The following is a 14,361-nucleotide window of genomic DNA, read 5'->3' as shown; positions in this document are numbered from 1 at the left end:
CGGAAGCCGCAGAGTGGGGCAAGTGAGGAGAGAACCATTTCGCAGGCAGATACGTAGTCCAGGTGAGCCCTCCAAGGAGTGATCGTGTTCGACCAGATACTCGGCCTGCCGGCCCATCCGCTGATCGTGCACCTGGCCGTGGTCCTGACGCCGCTGCTCGTCCTCGTGGGCGGGGCGTACGCGCTGGCGCCGCGCGTGCGGGCCGTGACGGCGTGGGCGGTGGTGCTGCTGGCCGTGGCCGCCCCCGTGGCGGTCCTGGCGGCCAAGGAGAGCGGGGAGAGCCTCAAGCGGGCCCGCTTCACCGGCGTGGACGGCCCGCTCGGCGCGCGCGTCGCCGTCCACGAGGGCTTCGCGACGCCGCTGCTGCTGGCGGCGGCCGGGCTCGCCGCCGCCTGCCTGGCCCTGGTGTACGCCACCACCCCCGCGCGCGGCTCCCTCACCTCCGACCGGTTCGGCAGGCCCGTCACACTGGCGCTGTCGGCGCTGACGGTCGTCCTGGCCGTCGTGGCGGGCTACTTCTGCTTCCGGGCGGGCGACTCCGGGGCCAGGGCCGTGTGGGCCGCGGCGGGTCTGACCGGCGTGTAATCTCGCGTTGTGGATAGCCTGTTCGATTCGGCGGCTGAGGAGGCCACCCCGCAACCCCTCGCGGTGCGGATGCGCCCGCGCACCCTCGACGAGGTGATCGGCCAGCGGCATCTGCTGGGCTCCGGCACCCCGCTGCGGCGGCTGGTCGAGAGCGAGGCCCCCATGTCGCTGTTCCTGTGGGGCCCGCCCGGCACCGGCAAGACGACCCTGGCCTACGTCGTCTCCAACGTCACCAAGCGCCGCTTCGTCGAGATCTCCGCCGTCTCGGCCGGCGTCAAGGACGTCCGCGCCGCCATCGACAACGCCCGCCGCGAGCTGGGCATGAGCGGCCGGCAGACCGTGCTGTTCGTCGACGAGGTCCACCGCTTCAACAAGGCCCAGCAGGACGCCCTGCTGCCGGCGGTGGAGAACCGCTGGGTCACCTTCATCGGCGCCACCACCGAGAACCCGTACTTCTCCGTCATCTCGCCGCTGCTGTCGCGCTCGCTGCTGCTCACGCTGGAGTCGCTGTCCGACGACGACGTGCGCGCGGTCCTGGAGCGCGCGGTGGCCGAGCCGCGCGGCCTGGGCGGGCGGGCCCGGCTCGCGCCCGAGGCCCTCGACCACCTGGTGCGCCTGGCCGGCGGCGACGCGCGCAGGTCGCTGACCTACCTGGAGGCCGCCGCCCTGCTGGCCGACGACATCACCGTCGAGGTGGTGGAGAAGGCCGCCGACAAGGCGGCCGTGCGCTACGACCGCCAGGGCGACCAGCACTACGACGTGATCAGCGCGTTCATCAAGTCGATGCGCGGCTCCGACGCCGACGCGGCCCTCCACTACCTCGCCCGCATGATCGAGGCCGGCGAGGACCCGCGCTTCATCGCCCGCCGCATCGTCATCTTCGCCTCCGAGGACGTCGGCATGGCCGACCCCACCTGCCTGCAGACGGCGGTGGCCGTGGCCCAGGCGGTGCAGCTCATCGGGCTGCCCGAGGGGCAGATCAACCTGGCCCACGCCGTCATCCACTGCGCGATGGCGCCCAAGTCCAACGCGGTCGTCAAGGCCATCGGCGCGGCGGTCGGCGACGTCCGCAAGGGCCTGATCGGCCAGGTCCCCGGCCACCTGCGCGACGCCCATTATCCGGGCGCGGCCAAGCTCGGCCACGGCGGCGGCTACAAGTACCCCCACGACTTCGACCACGGCCTGGTGCGCCAGGAATACGCGCCCGAGCAGGTGCGCGACCGCCGCTACTACGAGCCCACCAGGCATGGCGCCGAAGCCCCGGTGGCCGACCGCTGGGCCCGCATCCGCGACTTCCTGCGCGGCTCCTGAGCCCGGCCCGCGCGCTAGATTGATCGCCACCATGACCGACCACCGCGCGAGCTTCGACGCCCGCATCACCTTCGGCAACGGCGGCGACCTGGCCGTCCACGGCTTCCGCGTCGACCTGCCCGGTCCCGACGCCTCCGAGGACGAGATCGCCGCCCTGTTCGTGGCCTCGCTCGGCCTGCTGATGACCGACGGCGTCGAGCTCGACAACGTCGAGATCTTCGCCGAGCCGCACAAGGGCACCCGGGGCGGGCCCTCCGACCGCGCCGCGCAGGCCGCGCCGTCGGCCGGGGGAGCGCTGGTCGAGCTGACCCGCCCGCCCGGCGGCGGCACCTGCCTGGTCGCGCCCGGCGCCGACCTGACCGGCCTGCCCCTGGCCCGCACCGCCGAACTGCCCGCCGTGGTGGTGCGCGTGGCGGGCGCCAGGGCGGAGGAGATCGGCGTGGGCGCGGTGGCCGCCTTCGAGGTGCGCGGCAGGGCGGTGCTGCTGCACACCGGCGCGCCCGGCGGCGGGCGGCTCACCCCGGAGGCCGCCGCGTGGCTGGCCGGGCGCGGCGCGTCCCTGGTCGGCACCGACGCCGACGGCCTCGACGGCGTCACCGGTTCGGCTGCTCTCGACGTGCTGCTGGCGGCGGGCGTGCCGGTCGTGGAGCGGCTGGCCGGGCTCGACCGGCTGCCGCCCACCGGCGCGGTGTTCACGGCCGCGCCGCCGCCCTCGGAGGGCGCCGGGCGGGTTCCCGTACGCGCCTTCGCCCGCGTCCCCGAGGCGTGACAGGAAGCCTCACAGGAGGCGGGCCGGGCGGTGGAACGCCTGGTCGGAGCGGCATGTGCTCGGTCACGGAAGTGTCCGCAGGTGGCCTCGCCGCCGGATCCGGCCCGTTTTCCTCACTAACGTTGTCGCCGGGACGCGATAGGGTTCATGCCGTTCCGGCCCAGCGTACGAGGGAGATGAGCGGATGCTTACCGCTGGAGAGGTCGCCGGGCTGATCGCGGCCACGGGCTGGATTGTCCTGGTCTGCGTTCTCGCCATGGTGCTCGTCAAGCTCGCCAGGCTGCTCACCGAGACCACCAAGGCGGTCTCCGACCTGAACAACCGCCTGGTGCCGCTGCTCGACGACGTGAGCGTCACGGTCAACGAGACCAACAGGCAGCTCGTCGCCGTCGAGGCCATCGCCCAGGACGTCAAGCAGGTCAGCGCGCACGCCGTCAAGCTCAGCGCGGTGACGCAGACCATCTTCACGGGCCCGTTGATCAAGGTGTCGTCGCTCGGCTACGGCGTGCGGCGCGCCATCGAGGCCCGCCGGCCCGCCCGGGTGAGGCGGTCCCGGTGATCAGACGGCTGTTCTACCTCTCGCTCGGCGCGTTCCTCGCCTTCTGGGTGATGCGCAGGCTGCAGGCGCTGCACCCGACCCACGTCGTACGGCGCACCGCCGACGGCGCGGCGGGGATGCTCGCGCGGGTGAGAGACTTTACCTCTGACGCGCTCGGCGAGGCCGCCGAGCGCGAAACCCAGTTGCGGGCGCGCTTCGGGCTCGACAACGCTGAAATCGACAACTGACTACCAGCAAAGGATGGCCACAATGGAGTCGGCAGAGATAGCCCGCCGCTTCCTGCGCTTCTTCGAGGAGCGTGGGCACAAGGTCGTGCCCTCGGCCAGCCTGATCGCTGAGGACCCCACGCTACTCCTGGTTCCTGCCGGTATGGTGCCGTTCAAGCCGTACTTCCTGGGGCAGCGCAAGCCTCCGGCGTCACGGCTGGCCACCGCGCAGAAGTGCGTGCGCACGCCCGACATCGAAGAGGTCGGCAAGACCACCCGGCACGCCACCTTCTTCCAGATGCTCGGCAACTTCTCCTTCGGCGACTACTTCAAGTCCGAAGTGATCCCGTTCGCGTGGGAGCTGCTCACCAGGTCCGAGTCCGACGGCGGTTTCGGCTTCCCCGAGGAGCGGCTGTGGGCCACCGTCTACCTTGAGGACGACGAGGCCTACGACATCTGGCGCAACAAGGTCGGCGTCCCCGAGAACCGCATCCAGCGCCGCGGCCTGGAGGACAACTACTGGCACATGGGCGTGCCCGGCCCCGGCGGCCCCTGCTCGGAGATCTACTACGACCGCGGCCCCGAGTACGGCAAGGAGGGCGGCCCCGTCGCCGACGAGGACCGCTACCTCGAGGTCTGGAACCTCGTCTTCATGCAGTACCAGCTCAGCCAGGTCCGCACCAAGGTCGACTTCGACATCTCCGGCGAGCTGCCGGCCAAGAACATCGACACCGGCATGGGCCTTGAGCGCATGGCGACGATCCTGCAGGGCGTCGACAACCTCTACGAGATCGACACCACCTACAAGATCCTCGACAAGGCGGCCGAGCTCACCAAGACCCGCTACGGCCGCGACCACCGCGCCGACGTGAGCCTGCGCGTGATCGCCGACCACGTGCGCACCGGCACCATGCTGGTCGCCGACGGCGTCATGCCCGGCAACGAGGGCCGCGGCTACGTGCTGCGCCGCATCCTGCGCCGCTCGGTGCGCAACCTGCGCCTGCTCGGCTCCGGCGACGAGCGCTACATGCACGAGCTGACCGACGTCGCGATCAACGTGATGGGCGAGCAGTACCCCGAGCTCAAGGCCGACGCGCCGCAGATCCACGCGGTCATCGACGCCGAGGAGACGTCCTTCCTCGGCACGCTCCGCACCGGCACCGCGATCTTCGACGTGGCCGTCGAGGAGACCAAGCGCAAGTCCGGCTCGACGCTCTCGGGCGACCAGGCCTTCCAGCTCCACGACACCTACGGCTTCCCCATCGACCTCACCCTGGAGATGGCGGCCGAGCAGGGCCTGAAGGTCGACGAAGAGGGCTTCCGCCGCCTGATGAAGGAGCAGCGGCAGCGGGCCAAGGCCGACGCGGCGGCGAAGAAGACCGGCAACGCCGACATCTCCGTCTTCGGCCACCTGCTGGAGAAGGCCGGCAAGATCGACTTCCTGGGCTACGACGAGACCGAGGCCGAGACCACCGTCGTCGGCATCCTGGTCGACGGCGTCAGCGTGCCGGCGGCCGGCGCGGGCACGACCGTCGAGATCGTGCTCGGCCGCACCCCGTTCTACGCCGAGGGCGGCGGCCAGCTCGCCGACCAGGGCGTCATCCGCACGGCGGGCGCCGAGGTCGAGATCCTCGACGTGCAGTCGCCGCTCAAGGGCCTGATCGTCCACCGCGGCAAGATCCGCAGCGGTGAGCTGAAGGCGGGCGACGAGGCGCAGGCCGAGATCGACGTCGAGCGCCGCCGGGCCATCTCGCGCAGCCACAGCGCCACCCACCTGGTCCACCGCGGCTTCAAGAACGCCCTGGGCGAGACGGCCGCGCAGGCGGGCTCGGAGAACTCCCCTGGCCGCTTCCGCTTCGACTTCACCGCGGCGGGCGCCGTCCCGGCCAGCGTGCTGCGCGACGTCGAGGACGAGGTCAACGCCGTCCTGATCAACGACCTCAAGGTCAACGCGTTCTACACCTCCCAGGCAGAGGCCAGGGCGATGGGCGCGCTGGCGATGTTCGGCGAGAAGTACGGCGACGAGGTCCGCGTGGTCGAGATCGGCGACTACTCGCGCGAGCTGTGCGGCGGCACCCACGTTCACAGCTCCGGGCAGCTCGGCCTGGTCAAGGTACTGGGCGAGCAGTCGGTCGGCGCGGGCGTGCGCCGGGTCGAGGCGCTGGTCGGCATCGACGCCTTCCGCTTCCTGGCCCGCGAGAGCGTGCTGGTGGCCCAGCTGTCCGAGCAGCTCAAGGCGCGCCGCGAGGAGCTGCCCGAGCGCATCGAGGGCATCGTCACCCGCCTGCGCACCGCCGAGAAGGAGCTGGAGAAGGTCCGCTCGGCGCAGGTGCTCCAGGTGGCCGGCGAGCTGGCGTCCCAGGCCCGTGACCTGCATGGAGTCTCCGTGGTGACACACCGCGCGCCTGATGGCACCGGCGCCGACGACCTGCGTAAGCTCGCGCTTGATGTGCGTGGCAGATTCCCGGCCGACCGGCCGGCGGTCGTGGTGATCGCCGGCGCCCCCTCCGACCGGCCCGTGGTGGTCGCCGCGGTCAACGAGGCGGGGCGCGAGCGGGGGCTCAAGGCCGGAAGGCTGGTCGGCGTCGCCGCCAAGGCTCTTGGGGGTGGCGGTGGCGGCAAGGACGATGTCGCGCAGGGCGGCGGTACGCGGCCCGAGGCGATCGGCGACGCGCTCGGCCTGGTCGAACAGGCCATCGGCGAGCAGATCGGATGACATGAGGTTCGGTTCGCGGATCGGCGTCGACGTCGGTTCCGTACGCATCGGCGTGGCGCGCAGCGATCCCAGCGGGACGCTGGCCACGCCGGTCGAAACCGTGCGCCGGGGCAAGGGTGACCTCGACCGCCTCGCCGAGATCGTCGCCGAGCACGAGGCGATCGAGGTGATCGTGGGGTTGCCCACGTCGCTGTCCGGGCGTGAGGGGCAGGCGGCCGGGCTGGCCCGCGCGTTCGCCGCCGAGCTGGCCGGCCGGCTGGCGCCCACGCCCGTGCGGCTGTTCGACGAGCGGCTCACCACGGTCGCGGCCCAGCACGGGCTGCGGGCCAGCGGCGTACGCGCCAAGAAGCAGCGCGGGGTCGTCGACCAGGCGGCCGCCGTCGTGCTGCTCCAGGACGCCCTCGACTCCGAACGCGCCACCGACAGACCACCAGGCAGGCCCGTCGAACCGCCCCCCGCGGCGGCCGACGGACCTGCCTCATGACCGGGCGGCACCACGAGGCCCGTCATGAGGCCCGTCACGGGGGCACGGTTCGTGCCCCGATGCCGCCCGCCGGGCGTCCGACCGGCGAGGTGGCCGGGTGAACACCACCCCCGACGACGACGCCGGCGAGGTGATCCCGTTCGCGAGGGCGGACGCCGAGCAGGAGACGCAGCCGCCCCCGGCGGCCGAGGAGCACCCTGGAGACGGCCCGTGGTCGGCGGGCGAGCACCCTGTCGGGAGCGGCCCGCGGTCGGCGGGCGAGGACCCTGCCGGGAGCGGCCCGCGGTCGGCGGACGAGAACTCTGCCGGGAGCGGCTCGCGGCCGGTGAGCGGCGACTCCGCCGGGAGCATGCCTCACCCGGAGGGCGAGGAGTCTGCCGGGAGCACCCCGGCAGGTGAGGAGTCTGCCGGCGGCGGCCGGCACCCTGTGGGTGAGGAGTCTGCAGGCGGTGGCCAACGGCCGGTGGGTGAGGGGTCTTCCGGGAGCAGTCGGTCGTCGCGCCGTGGCAGGGCGCTGGGCAAGGCCGGGCTGGTCTCCGCCGCGCTGATCGCCGCCCTGGTGGCGGCGGGCGCGGGCGTGCTGACGGTGGTCAGGCCGTACCTGAGCCCCGAGGACTTCGAGGGCACGGGCAGCGGGACGGTCACCGTGCGCATCCCGCCCGGGGCGAACGCCGAGGACATCGGCACCGCGCTGGCCGACGCCGGCGTGGTGGCCAGCTCGCGTTCGTTCGTGAACGCGGCCCAGGAGCGGGCCGTGGCCAACCGGCTGCGTCCCGGCCACTACCGGCTGCGCAAGGGCATGGCCGCGGGCGCGGCGCTCGACCTGCTGCTCGCGCCCGCCTCCCGGCTGGTCAGGCGGGTGGCGGTGCCGGAGGGGCTGCGCGCGGGCGAGGTGCTGCGGCGCGTCGCCCAGCTGGCCGCGCTGCCGCTGAAGGAGCTGCAGAGCGTGGACAAGAGCCTGCTCGGGCTGCCTTCGTACGCGCCCGGCATCGAGGGTTTCCTGTTCCCCGCCACCTACGACGTCGAGCCCGGTGACAAGGCGGTGGACGTGCTGGCCGCCATGGTGGAGCGGTGGGGCGTGGCCGCCCGGCAGATCCACCTGGCGGAGGGGGCCCGGCGGCTCGGCCTGACCCCGCTGGAGGCGCTCACGGTCGCCAGCCTCGTGCAGGCGGAGGGCGGCACCGACGCCGATTACCCCAAGATCGCCAGAGTGATCTACAACAGACTCAAGAGCAACACGCCGCTGGAGCTCGACACCACAGTCCTGTACGCGCAGAACCGCCGGTCACTGAAGGTCACGGAGAGCGACACCAAGGTGAACTCGCCCTACAACACCTACCACCGCCGCGGGCTGCCGCCTGGGCCCATCGCCAATCCGGGAGAGAAGGCGCTGCTGGCGGCCCTGAACCCGGCTGCGGGTGATTGGCACTGGTTTGTGACGACGGATCCGGCGCATAGAATCACCAAATTCACCAACAAAGAGAGCGAGTTCGTGAGATACCGGGAAGAGTTGAACAAGAACCTCGGGACGGACTGATGTTCGGCGGGACCCCCCCTGTGCCCGCGCAAAAGCCCCATACCGGGTCATGCGCCCTCTTCCCATCCCCTAGCATGGCTACCCAGAGTGATCTCCGCTGGTCGTGGGAGCATGCCCGGCGGATCCCCCCGTTTCGCCCGGTGAGCCTCGCCGGTTCGGCACAACCGCTTGACGCCGAACGGGCCGTACCGGGAGATTGGCCAGCGCATCTATGAGCGATCTCGATCTGAACTCCCTGCTCGGCACCGAGGACGACGAGGGCCGGTCCCGGCGCCGTACCCGCGGCTCCGGCAAGCGCGGCGGCAGCCGCCGGCGGCGCAGACGTCGTAACCGGGGCGGATTCATCGCGCCGTTGCTCGCCTTCGTCGTGCTGGCGGGCATCATCGGCGGCGGCGGCTACTACGGCTACCTGTGGGTCAGCGACGCCCTCGTGCCCGACGACTACACCGGCCAGGGCACCGGCGAGGTGATCGTCGAGATCAAGGACGGCCAGAGCGCGTCGGAGGTGGCCGAGGAGCTGGTGCGGCTCGGCGTCGTGGCCAGCGCCAGGGCGTTCAGCACCGCCATCGGCAACGCCGGCAAGAGCGGGTCGCTCCAGCCCGGCCAGTACAAGATGCGCAAGAAGATGTCGGCGGCCGGCGCGGTGGCGATGCTGAGCCCCGAGAACAAGCTGCTGGCCAAGGTGGGGGTCAAGGAGGGCCTGCGGCTGTCCGACACGCTGACCACGCTGGCCAAGGCGACGGGCAAGCCGGCCAAGGGCTTCGCGGCCGCGGCCAAGGAGACCGCCGACCTCGACCTGCCGTCGTACGCCAAGGGCAAGCTGGAGGGCTACGCCTTCCCGGCCACCTACGAGTTCCCGCCCAACGCCACCCCGGGCCAGATCCTGGGCGCGATGGTCAAGCGGTTCAACCAGACGGCCGACGAGGTCGACCTCGAAGGCGGCGCCAAGGCCCTGGGTCGCAAGCCCCAGGACATCGTGGTCATCGCCAGCATCATCCAGGCCGAGGCCGGCCGGTTCGAGGACATGCCCAAGATCGCCCGCGTCATCTACAACCGGCTCGACCGCGACCCGGAGATGAAGCTGGAGATGGACAGCACGGTCATGTACGCGCTCAACAAGTACCGCACCGCCGCCACCATCGCCGAGACGAAGACCAAGAGCCGGTACAACACGTACATGTACCTCGGCCTGCCGCCGGGCCCGATCTCGAACCCGGGCCAGCACGCCATCGAGGCGGCGCTCAACCCGGCCAAGGGCGACTGGCTCTACTTCGTCGCCACCGACCCCAACAGCCGCGTCACCAAGTTCGCCACCACCGAGGCCGAACGCCAGGCGCTGCTGGCCGAGTACAAGCGGAACGGCGGCTGACCTCCGCCGCGGGAGCCGCCCGGCGATCGGCGGCCCCCGCGGCGTGGTAGGAGTAGGGACCGTGTTTCCGGAAGGAGTGTCGATGCGGGCTGCGGTCATGGGCTCGCCGATCGGGCATTCGCTCTCGCCCCACCTGCACAGGGCCGCCTACGCGGCGATGGGGCTCGACGGGTGGAGCTACGAGGCGATCGAGTGCGACGAGGCGCGGCTGCCCGCCCTGCTCGCCGGGCTGACCCCCGTGCGCGGCCAGCAGGGGGCCGAGCAAGGCGCTGAACAGGGGGCTGAGCAGCACGGCGGTGAGCATGGTGGCACTGAGCGGGGCGGCGGTGGCGCTGAGCAGGGCGGCGGTGAGCGCGTCTGGGCGGGGCTGTCGCTGACGATGCCGCTCAAGCGGGCCGTGCTACCGCTCCTCGACACCGTCTCCGACCTGGCCGTCGAGGTGGGCGGGGCCAACACCGTGGTCTTCGCCGACGGCCTGCGCCACGGGCACAACACCGACGTCCACGGCATCGAGCAGGCGCTGGCCGAGGCGGGGGTGCCCGCGCCGCGGTCGGCGACCGTGCTGGGCGGCGGGGCCACGGCCGCCTCGGCGCTGGCGGCCCTGCGCAACCTGGGGCTGTTCGCGGCCACGCTGCTGGTCCGCGACCCGGCCAGGGCAGGGGAGACCGCCGAGGTGGCCGAGCGGCTGGGCGTGACGCTGGCGGTGGAGACGTTCGACAAGCTCGACGCGTACACCGGGGTGGACCTGGTGGTCTCCACGCTGCCCGCGGGGGCCGCCGACACCTTCGCCGGACGGCTGGCCCGCGTGCCGGCGCTGTTCGACGTCGTCTACGCCCCCTGGCCCACCAAGGCGGCCACGGCGGTCCGCGACGCGGGCGGCACGGTGGTCGGCGGCTTCGCGATGCTCCTGCACCAGGCGGCGCGCCAGGTGGAGCTGATGACCGGCCGCCCGGACGTGCCGGTCGAGGCCATGCGCGCGGCGGGCGAGGCCGAGATCGCCCGGCGGGCCGCGGCCCGTCCACACTGATCTTCCCGGCGATTACCCGCGCCGGCGGGAAGATTCGAGGCGCGGGCGTGGTTGTGGTAATGTAGCTCTCTGATCGGTCCGGCATGCCTTGCTGGACGCGCAAGCGGAGGTCTCCCTCCCACCCGAGTCGCCGAAAGGTGGCCGGGTCCAGGATCACGCCGGACTCTCCGGGGAGCTCGAGGCCACGAAGCCACAGAGCTCAGTGGCCCCGCATGCGCGACGTGCGGGGCTTTTCGCGTCTTCGGCGCGGAAGGCCCCCGCCACGACGAGCACGTAGGGATCGCAAACCTAGGAGGCCCCATCAGCACTGAGCCCCGCATCAACGAGCGTATCCGAGTTCCCGAGGTTCGCCTCGTGGGCCCGAACGGCGAGCAGGTCGGCATCGTCAGCATTCACGACGCGCTGAAGCTCGCCCAGGAGGCCGACCTCGACCTCGTCGAGGTCGCGGCCACGGCTCGACCGCCCGTGTGCAAGCTCATGGACTACGGCAAGTTCAAGTACGAGTCCGCGATGAAGGCGCGCGAGGCGCGCAAGAATCAGGCGCACACGATCATCAAGGAGATCAAGCTCCGGCCGAAGATCGACCCGCACGACTACGAGACCAAGAAGGGTCACGTGGTGCGGTTCCTCAAGGCGGGGGACAAGGTCAAAGTCACGATCATGTTCCGCGGGCGTGAGCAGTCCCGGCCGGAGCTCGGCTTCCGGCTGCTGCAGCGGCTGGCGGAGGACGTCCAGGAGCTCGGGTTCGTGGAGTCCCAGCCCAAGCAGGACGGCCGTAACATGATCATGGTGATCGGTCCGCACAAGAAGAAGGCCGAGGCCAAGGCCGAAAAGGCTGCCGCCAAGGCGCAGCGTGGCGGCGAGGAGCCTTCCGCCTCGGAAGCGGAGTCTTCCGTACCGGAAGCGGAACCTTCCGTACAGGAAGCGTGACCCGCGGCTGGGGTTAGCCTTACACCACGCGCCCCAGCAGCCACCGGCAGACGAACAAGCCGCGACCGGGCCGGCCAGCACCGGCCCGGCCACCGGCACGACCGAATTGAGGAGAGACGGCGACATGCCGAAGATGAAGACGCACAGCGGTGCGAAGAAGCGGTTCCGGCTCACCGGCACCGGCAAGCTCAAGCGCCGCCGCGCCAGCCGCGCGCACTACAACGAGTGGAAGTCGTCCACGCTGACGCGCCGTCTCAAGAATGAAGTCGTCGTTTCGCCGGCAGACTCGAAGAAGATCAAGAAGCTGCTCGCCAAGTAGCGCGGAACCCCCGGGGAGAAGAACATGGCACGCGTGAAGCGGGCGCTCAACGCCAAGAAGAAGCGCAAGGTCGTCCTTGACAGGGCGAGCGGTTACCGTGGCCAGCGGTCGCGGCTGTACCGCAAGGCCAAGGAGCAGATGCTCCACTCGATGACGTACGCCTACCGGGACCGCAAGGACCGTAAGGGTGCGTTCCGCCGTCTGTGGATCCAGCGGATCAACGCCGCTGCCCGCGCCAACGGCATCACGTACAACCGCCTGATCCAGGGCCTGCGTCTGGCCAACATCGAGGTCGACCGCAAGATCCTCGCTGACCTCGCGGTCAACGACGGCCCGACCTTCGCCACGCTCGTCGAGGCCGCCAAGAAGGCGCTCCCGTCGAACGTGAACGCTCCGGCCGCCGCGAGCTGAGGTCGCCTTCAGACACAGAGGGCCCACCGTCACGGTGGGCCCTTTTGCTGTATCCACGCACGATCAGGGGGAGAGCATGGCCGGGTCCGAGCTGACCAACGTGAAGTCGCCGAGGGTGAAGGCCGCACGCAGGCTCACCAAGCGCGCCTTCAGGGAGCAGGACCGCAGGTTCCTGGCCGAAGGGCCGCAGGCGGTGCGCGAGGCGCTCAAGCTCGACGGGGTGACGCTGGAGCTGTTCGCCACGGCCGAGGCCGAGCTGCGGCACGCCGAGCTCATCACCCAGGCCACGCTGCAGGGGGTGCCCGTCCACCGGGCCAGCGGCGAGGTCATGTCGGAGCTGTCCCAGACGGTGACCCCGCAGGGGCTGCTGGCGGTGTGCCGGCTCGTGCACGTGCCGCTGGAGGAGGCGCTGGCCGGGGAGCCGAAACTGGTCGCGATGCTGGCGCACGTACGCGACCCGGGCAACGCCGGCACCGTCATGCGGGCCGCCGACGCCGCCGGGGCGGACGCGGTGATCTTCACCGACGCCTCCGTCGACCCCTACAACGGAAAGTGCGTACGCGCCAGCGCGGGCAGCCTGTTTCATCTTCCGGTCGTCATCGGTGCACCGGTCGCCGCCGCCGTGCGTCAACTGAGGGAGCGGGGCATGCGCGTGCTGGCGGCCGACGGCGCGGGCAAGCACACGCTCGACGACGTGGATCTTTCCGGACCGACCGTGTGGATCTTCGGGAACGAGGCCTGGGGACTGCCGGAGGAGATACGCGCCGAGGCGGACGATGTGGTCAGAGTGCCCATCTACGGACAGGCTGAAAGTCTCAACCTGGCCACCGCCGCGGCCGTGTGCCTTTACTCCTCCGCCAGGGCTCAGCGAGTGCCCTAGGTGGCCGGAAACCCGCTATTGTCGGCGTTGTAGGCGGAGGAGGCGAGGTCGTGCACGGCGCAGAAACCGACGGGCGAGTCGTGGCCGCCGCGTGCACGATCTCCATCGACGACCTCCCCGACGGTCTTATCGTGACCGACCGATATGGGTGCGTGCTGGCCGTCAACCGGGCCGCCGCCCGGCTCACCCGCGTCGCCATGGAGCGCGCCGTGGGCCGGGAGATGAACGAGGTCTTCCCCTTCCGCGACCACGACGGGCGCGAGTGGTGGAAGGCGCTCGACCCCGAGGGCGGGCTGCGTACCAGGACCAGGGTGCCCGAGCGGCCGCTGCACCTGCCGGGCGGCCAGGAGCTCTACGTCGCGGCCCGGCTGGTGCGCGAGCCCGAGCGCGGCGGCGAGGTCGAGCGGGTCACCATCACCCTGCGCGACGGCGGCGCCCGCGCCCGGCTGGAGCGCAGCCGCGCCGACCTGGTCTCCACCGTGGCCCACGAGCTGCGCTCGCCGCTGACCAGCGTCAAGGGCTTCACCGCCACCCTGCTGGCCAAATGGACGCGCTTCACCGACGAGCAGAAGCGCGTCATGCTGGAGACCGTCAACAACGACGCCGACCGCGTCACCCGGCTCATCACCGAGCTGCTCGACGTCTCGCGCATCGAGTCCGGGCGGCTGGAGGTGCGCCGCCAGGTCGTCGACGTGCCGGCCAGGGCGCGCCGGCTGGTCGCCGGCCGGGTCGCGGCGGGCGACTCCGAGGACCGCTACCGCCTGATCGTCGGCGACCGCCTGCCGGAGATGTGGCTCGACCAGGACAAGATCGACCAGATTCTGGGTAATCTGGTGGAGAACGCGGTGCGCCACGGGCGTGGCACCGTGACGATCGAGATCGAGTCCGTCGGATGGGGAGTGGCCGTGTCGGTGCGCGACGAGGGCGAGGGCATCGAGCCCGAGCTGGCTCCGCGCGTCTTCCGGCAGTTCTGGCGCGGCGGCAACAGCCGCAGGCGCGGCGGCACCGGGCTCGGCCTGTTCATCGTGAAGGGCCTGGTCGAGGCGCACGGCGGCACGATCACCGTGCAGCGCGCGCCCGAGGGCGGCGCGGAGTTCCGATTTACCGTGCCCACCGGCACACCCGACTTCGCCACGGTCTGAAGCCCCGAGCGGCTCGACACCCGTCGGAGTCGGTCCGGTGGGCGGGCCCCACTAGACTTCTTTCCGCTCAAGCCCTGGATACGGAGCTCACTCTTGTCTGACTACGACCCCGTCGA

General features: G+C 71.4%; 15 protein-coding genes. All 15 read left to right on the top strand.

Annotation, left to right across the window (positions count from 1 at the left end; all coding sequences use genetic code 11):
* Positions 1-84: 84 nt before the first annotated feature.
* The 15 genes from ACIBQ8_RS41295 (at position 85) to ACIBQ8_RS41225 (ending at position 14,245) form a co-directional block, all read left to right on the top strand.
* A complete protein-coding gene (locus ACIBQ8_RS41295; protein ID WP_397175355.1) occupies positions 85-585 on the top strand; it encodes a hypothetical protein in 501 nt (166 codons plus the stop codon).
* 9 nt (positions 586-594) lie between these two features.
* On the top strand, positions 595-1,896 hold the full coding sequence (locus ACIBQ8_RS41290; RefSeq protein ID WP_397194755.1) for a replication-associated recombination protein A: 1,302 nt from the start codon (positions 595-597) through the stop codon (positions 1,894-1,896).
* A 31-nt stretch (positions 1,897-1,927) separates the two neighbouring features.
* On the top strand, positions 1,928-2,665 hold the full coding sequence (locus ACIBQ8_RS41285; RefSeq protein ID WP_397194753.1) for a cyclase family protein: 738 nt from the start codon (positions 1,928-1,930) through the stop codon (positions 2,663-2,665).
* Between the two features lie 184 nt (positions 2,666-2,849).
* Positions 2,850-3,224: a DUF948 domain-containing protein gene (locus tag ACIBQ8_RS41280; protein WP_397194752.1), complete on the top strand. Its 375-nt coding sequence runs from the start codon at positions 2,850-2,852 to the stop codon at positions 3,222-3,224.
* Complete coding sequence (locus ACIBQ8_RS41275; protein ID WP_352327836.1) at positions 3,221-3,451, top strand: hypothetical protein; 231 nt, start codon at positions 3,221-3,223, stop codon at positions 3,449-3,451. Before ACIBQ8_RS41280 ends, ACIBQ8_RS41275 begins: the two co-directional genes overlap by 4 nt.
* Positions 3,452-3,473: 22 nt before the next feature.
* Positions 3,474-6,146, top strand: coding sequence for an alanine--tRNA ligase (gene alaS, locus ACIBQ8_RS41270; RefSeq protein WP_397175359.1), 2,673 nt, complete (start codon positions 3,474-3,476; stop codon positions 6,144-6,146).
* Position 6,147: 1 nt separating this feature from the next.
* The gene (gene ruvX, locus ACIBQ8_RS41265) at positions 6,148-6,630 is read left to right on the top strand and encodes a Holliday junction resolvase RuvX (protein ID WP_352327834.1); all 483 of its coding nucleotides are present in this window, start codon (positions 6,148-6,150) and stop codon (positions 6,628-6,630) included.
* Between the two features lie 97 nt (positions 6,631-6,727).
* Positions 6,728-8,167, top strand: coding sequence for an endolytic transglycosylase MltG (mltG, locus tag ACIBQ8_RS41260; RefSeq protein ID WP_397194751.1), 1,440 nt, complete (start codon positions 6,728-6,730; stop codon positions 8,165-8,167).
* 211 nt (positions 8,168-8,378) lie between these two features.
* Positions 8,379-9,536, top strand: a complete 1,158-nt coding sequence (mltG, locus tag ACIBQ8_RS41255) for an endolytic transglycosylase MltG (protein WP_397175362.1) — start codon at positions 8,379-8,381, stop codon at positions 9,534-9,536.
* An 82-nt stretch (positions 9,537-9,618) separates the two neighbouring features.
* Positions 9,619-10,563, top strand: coding sequence for a shikimate dehydrogenase family protein (locus tag ACIBQ8_RS41250; protein WP_397194750.1), 945 nt, complete (start codon positions 9,619-9,621; stop codon positions 10,561-10,563).
* 300 nt (positions 10,564-10,863) lie between these two features.
* Positions 10,864-11,493, top strand: a complete 630-nt coding sequence (gene infC, locus ACIBQ8_RS41245; RefSeq protein WP_397175468.1) for a translation initiation factor IF-3 — start codon at positions 10,864-10,866, stop codon at positions 11,491-11,493.
* Between the two features lie 124 nt (positions 11,494-11,617).
* Complete coding sequence (rpmI, locus tag ACIBQ8_RS41240; RefSeq protein WP_397175366.1) at positions 11,618-11,812, top strand: 50S ribosomal protein L35; 195 nt, start codon at positions 11,618-11,620, stop codon at positions 11,810-11,812.
* A gap of 24 nt (positions 11,813-11,836) precedes the next feature.
* Positions 11,837-12,223, top strand: coding sequence for a 50S ribosomal protein L20 (gene rplT / locus ACIBQ8_RS41235; protein WP_397175368.1), 387 nt, complete (start codon positions 11,837-11,839; stop codon positions 12,221-12,223).
* Positions 12,224-12,299: 76 nt separating this feature from the next.
* Positions 12,300-13,103, top strand: a complete 804-nt coding sequence (locus tag ACIBQ8_RS41230; RefSeq protein ID WP_397175370.1) for a TrmH family RNA methyltransferase — start codon at positions 12,300-12,302, stop codon at positions 13,101-13,103.
* Between the two features lie 50 nt (positions 13,104-13,153).
* On the top strand, positions 13,154-14,245 hold the full coding sequence (locus ACIBQ8_RS41225; protein WP_352364892.1) for an ATP-binding protein: 1,092 nt from the start codon (positions 13,154-13,156) through the stop codon (positions 14,243-14,245).
* Positions 14,246-14,361: the final 116 nt, after the last annotated feature.

It is taken from the genome of Nonomuraea sp. NPDC049646, from assembly GCF_044465525.1.
Classification (GTDB): Bacteria; Actinomycetota; Actinomycetes; order Streptosporangiales; family Streptosporangiaceae; genus Nonomuraea.
The sequence above is the reverse complement of the archived record's forward strand: the minus strand, read 5'-3'. Positions and strand labels throughout refer to the sequence as shown.

Bases quoted from the DNA above. Each gene is read 5' to 3' on its own strand.
- rpmI (WP_397175366.1), top strand. From the start codon at position 11,618: ATGCCGAAGATGAAGACGCACAGCGGTGCGAAGAAGCGGTTCCGGCTC.
- alaS (WP_397175359.1), top strand. From the start codon at position 3,474: ATGGAGTCGGCAGAGATAGCCCGCCGCTTCCTGCGCTTCTTCGAGGAG.
- ACIBQ8_RS41230 (WP_397175370.1), top strand. From the start codon at position 12,300: ATGGCCGGGTCCGAGCTGACCAACGTGAAGTCGCCGAGGGTGAAGGCC.
- ruvX (WP_352327834.1), top strand. From the start codon at position 6,148: ATGAGGTTCGGTTCGCGGATCGGCGTCGACGTCGGTTCCGTACGCATC.
- ACIBQ8_RS41280 (WP_397194752.1), top strand. From the start codon at position 2,850: ATGCTTACCGCTGGAGAGGTCGCCGGGCTGATCGCGGCCACGGGCTGG.
- rplT (WP_397175368.1), top strand. From the start codon at position 11,837: ATGGCACGCGTGAAGCGGGCGCTCAACGCCAAGAAGAAGCGCAAGGTC.
- mltG (WP_397175362.1), top strand. From the start codon at position 8,379: ATGAGCGATCTCGATCTGAACTCCCTGCTCGGCACCGAGGACGACGAG.
- ACIBQ8_RS41250 (WP_397194750.1), top strand. From the start codon at position 9,619: ATGCGGGCTGCGGTCATGGGCTCGCCGATCGGGCATTCGCTCTCGCCC.
- ACIBQ8_RS41285 (WP_397194753.1), top strand. From the start codon at position 1,928: ATGACCGACCACCGCGCGAGCTTCGACGCCCGCATCACCTTCGGCAAC.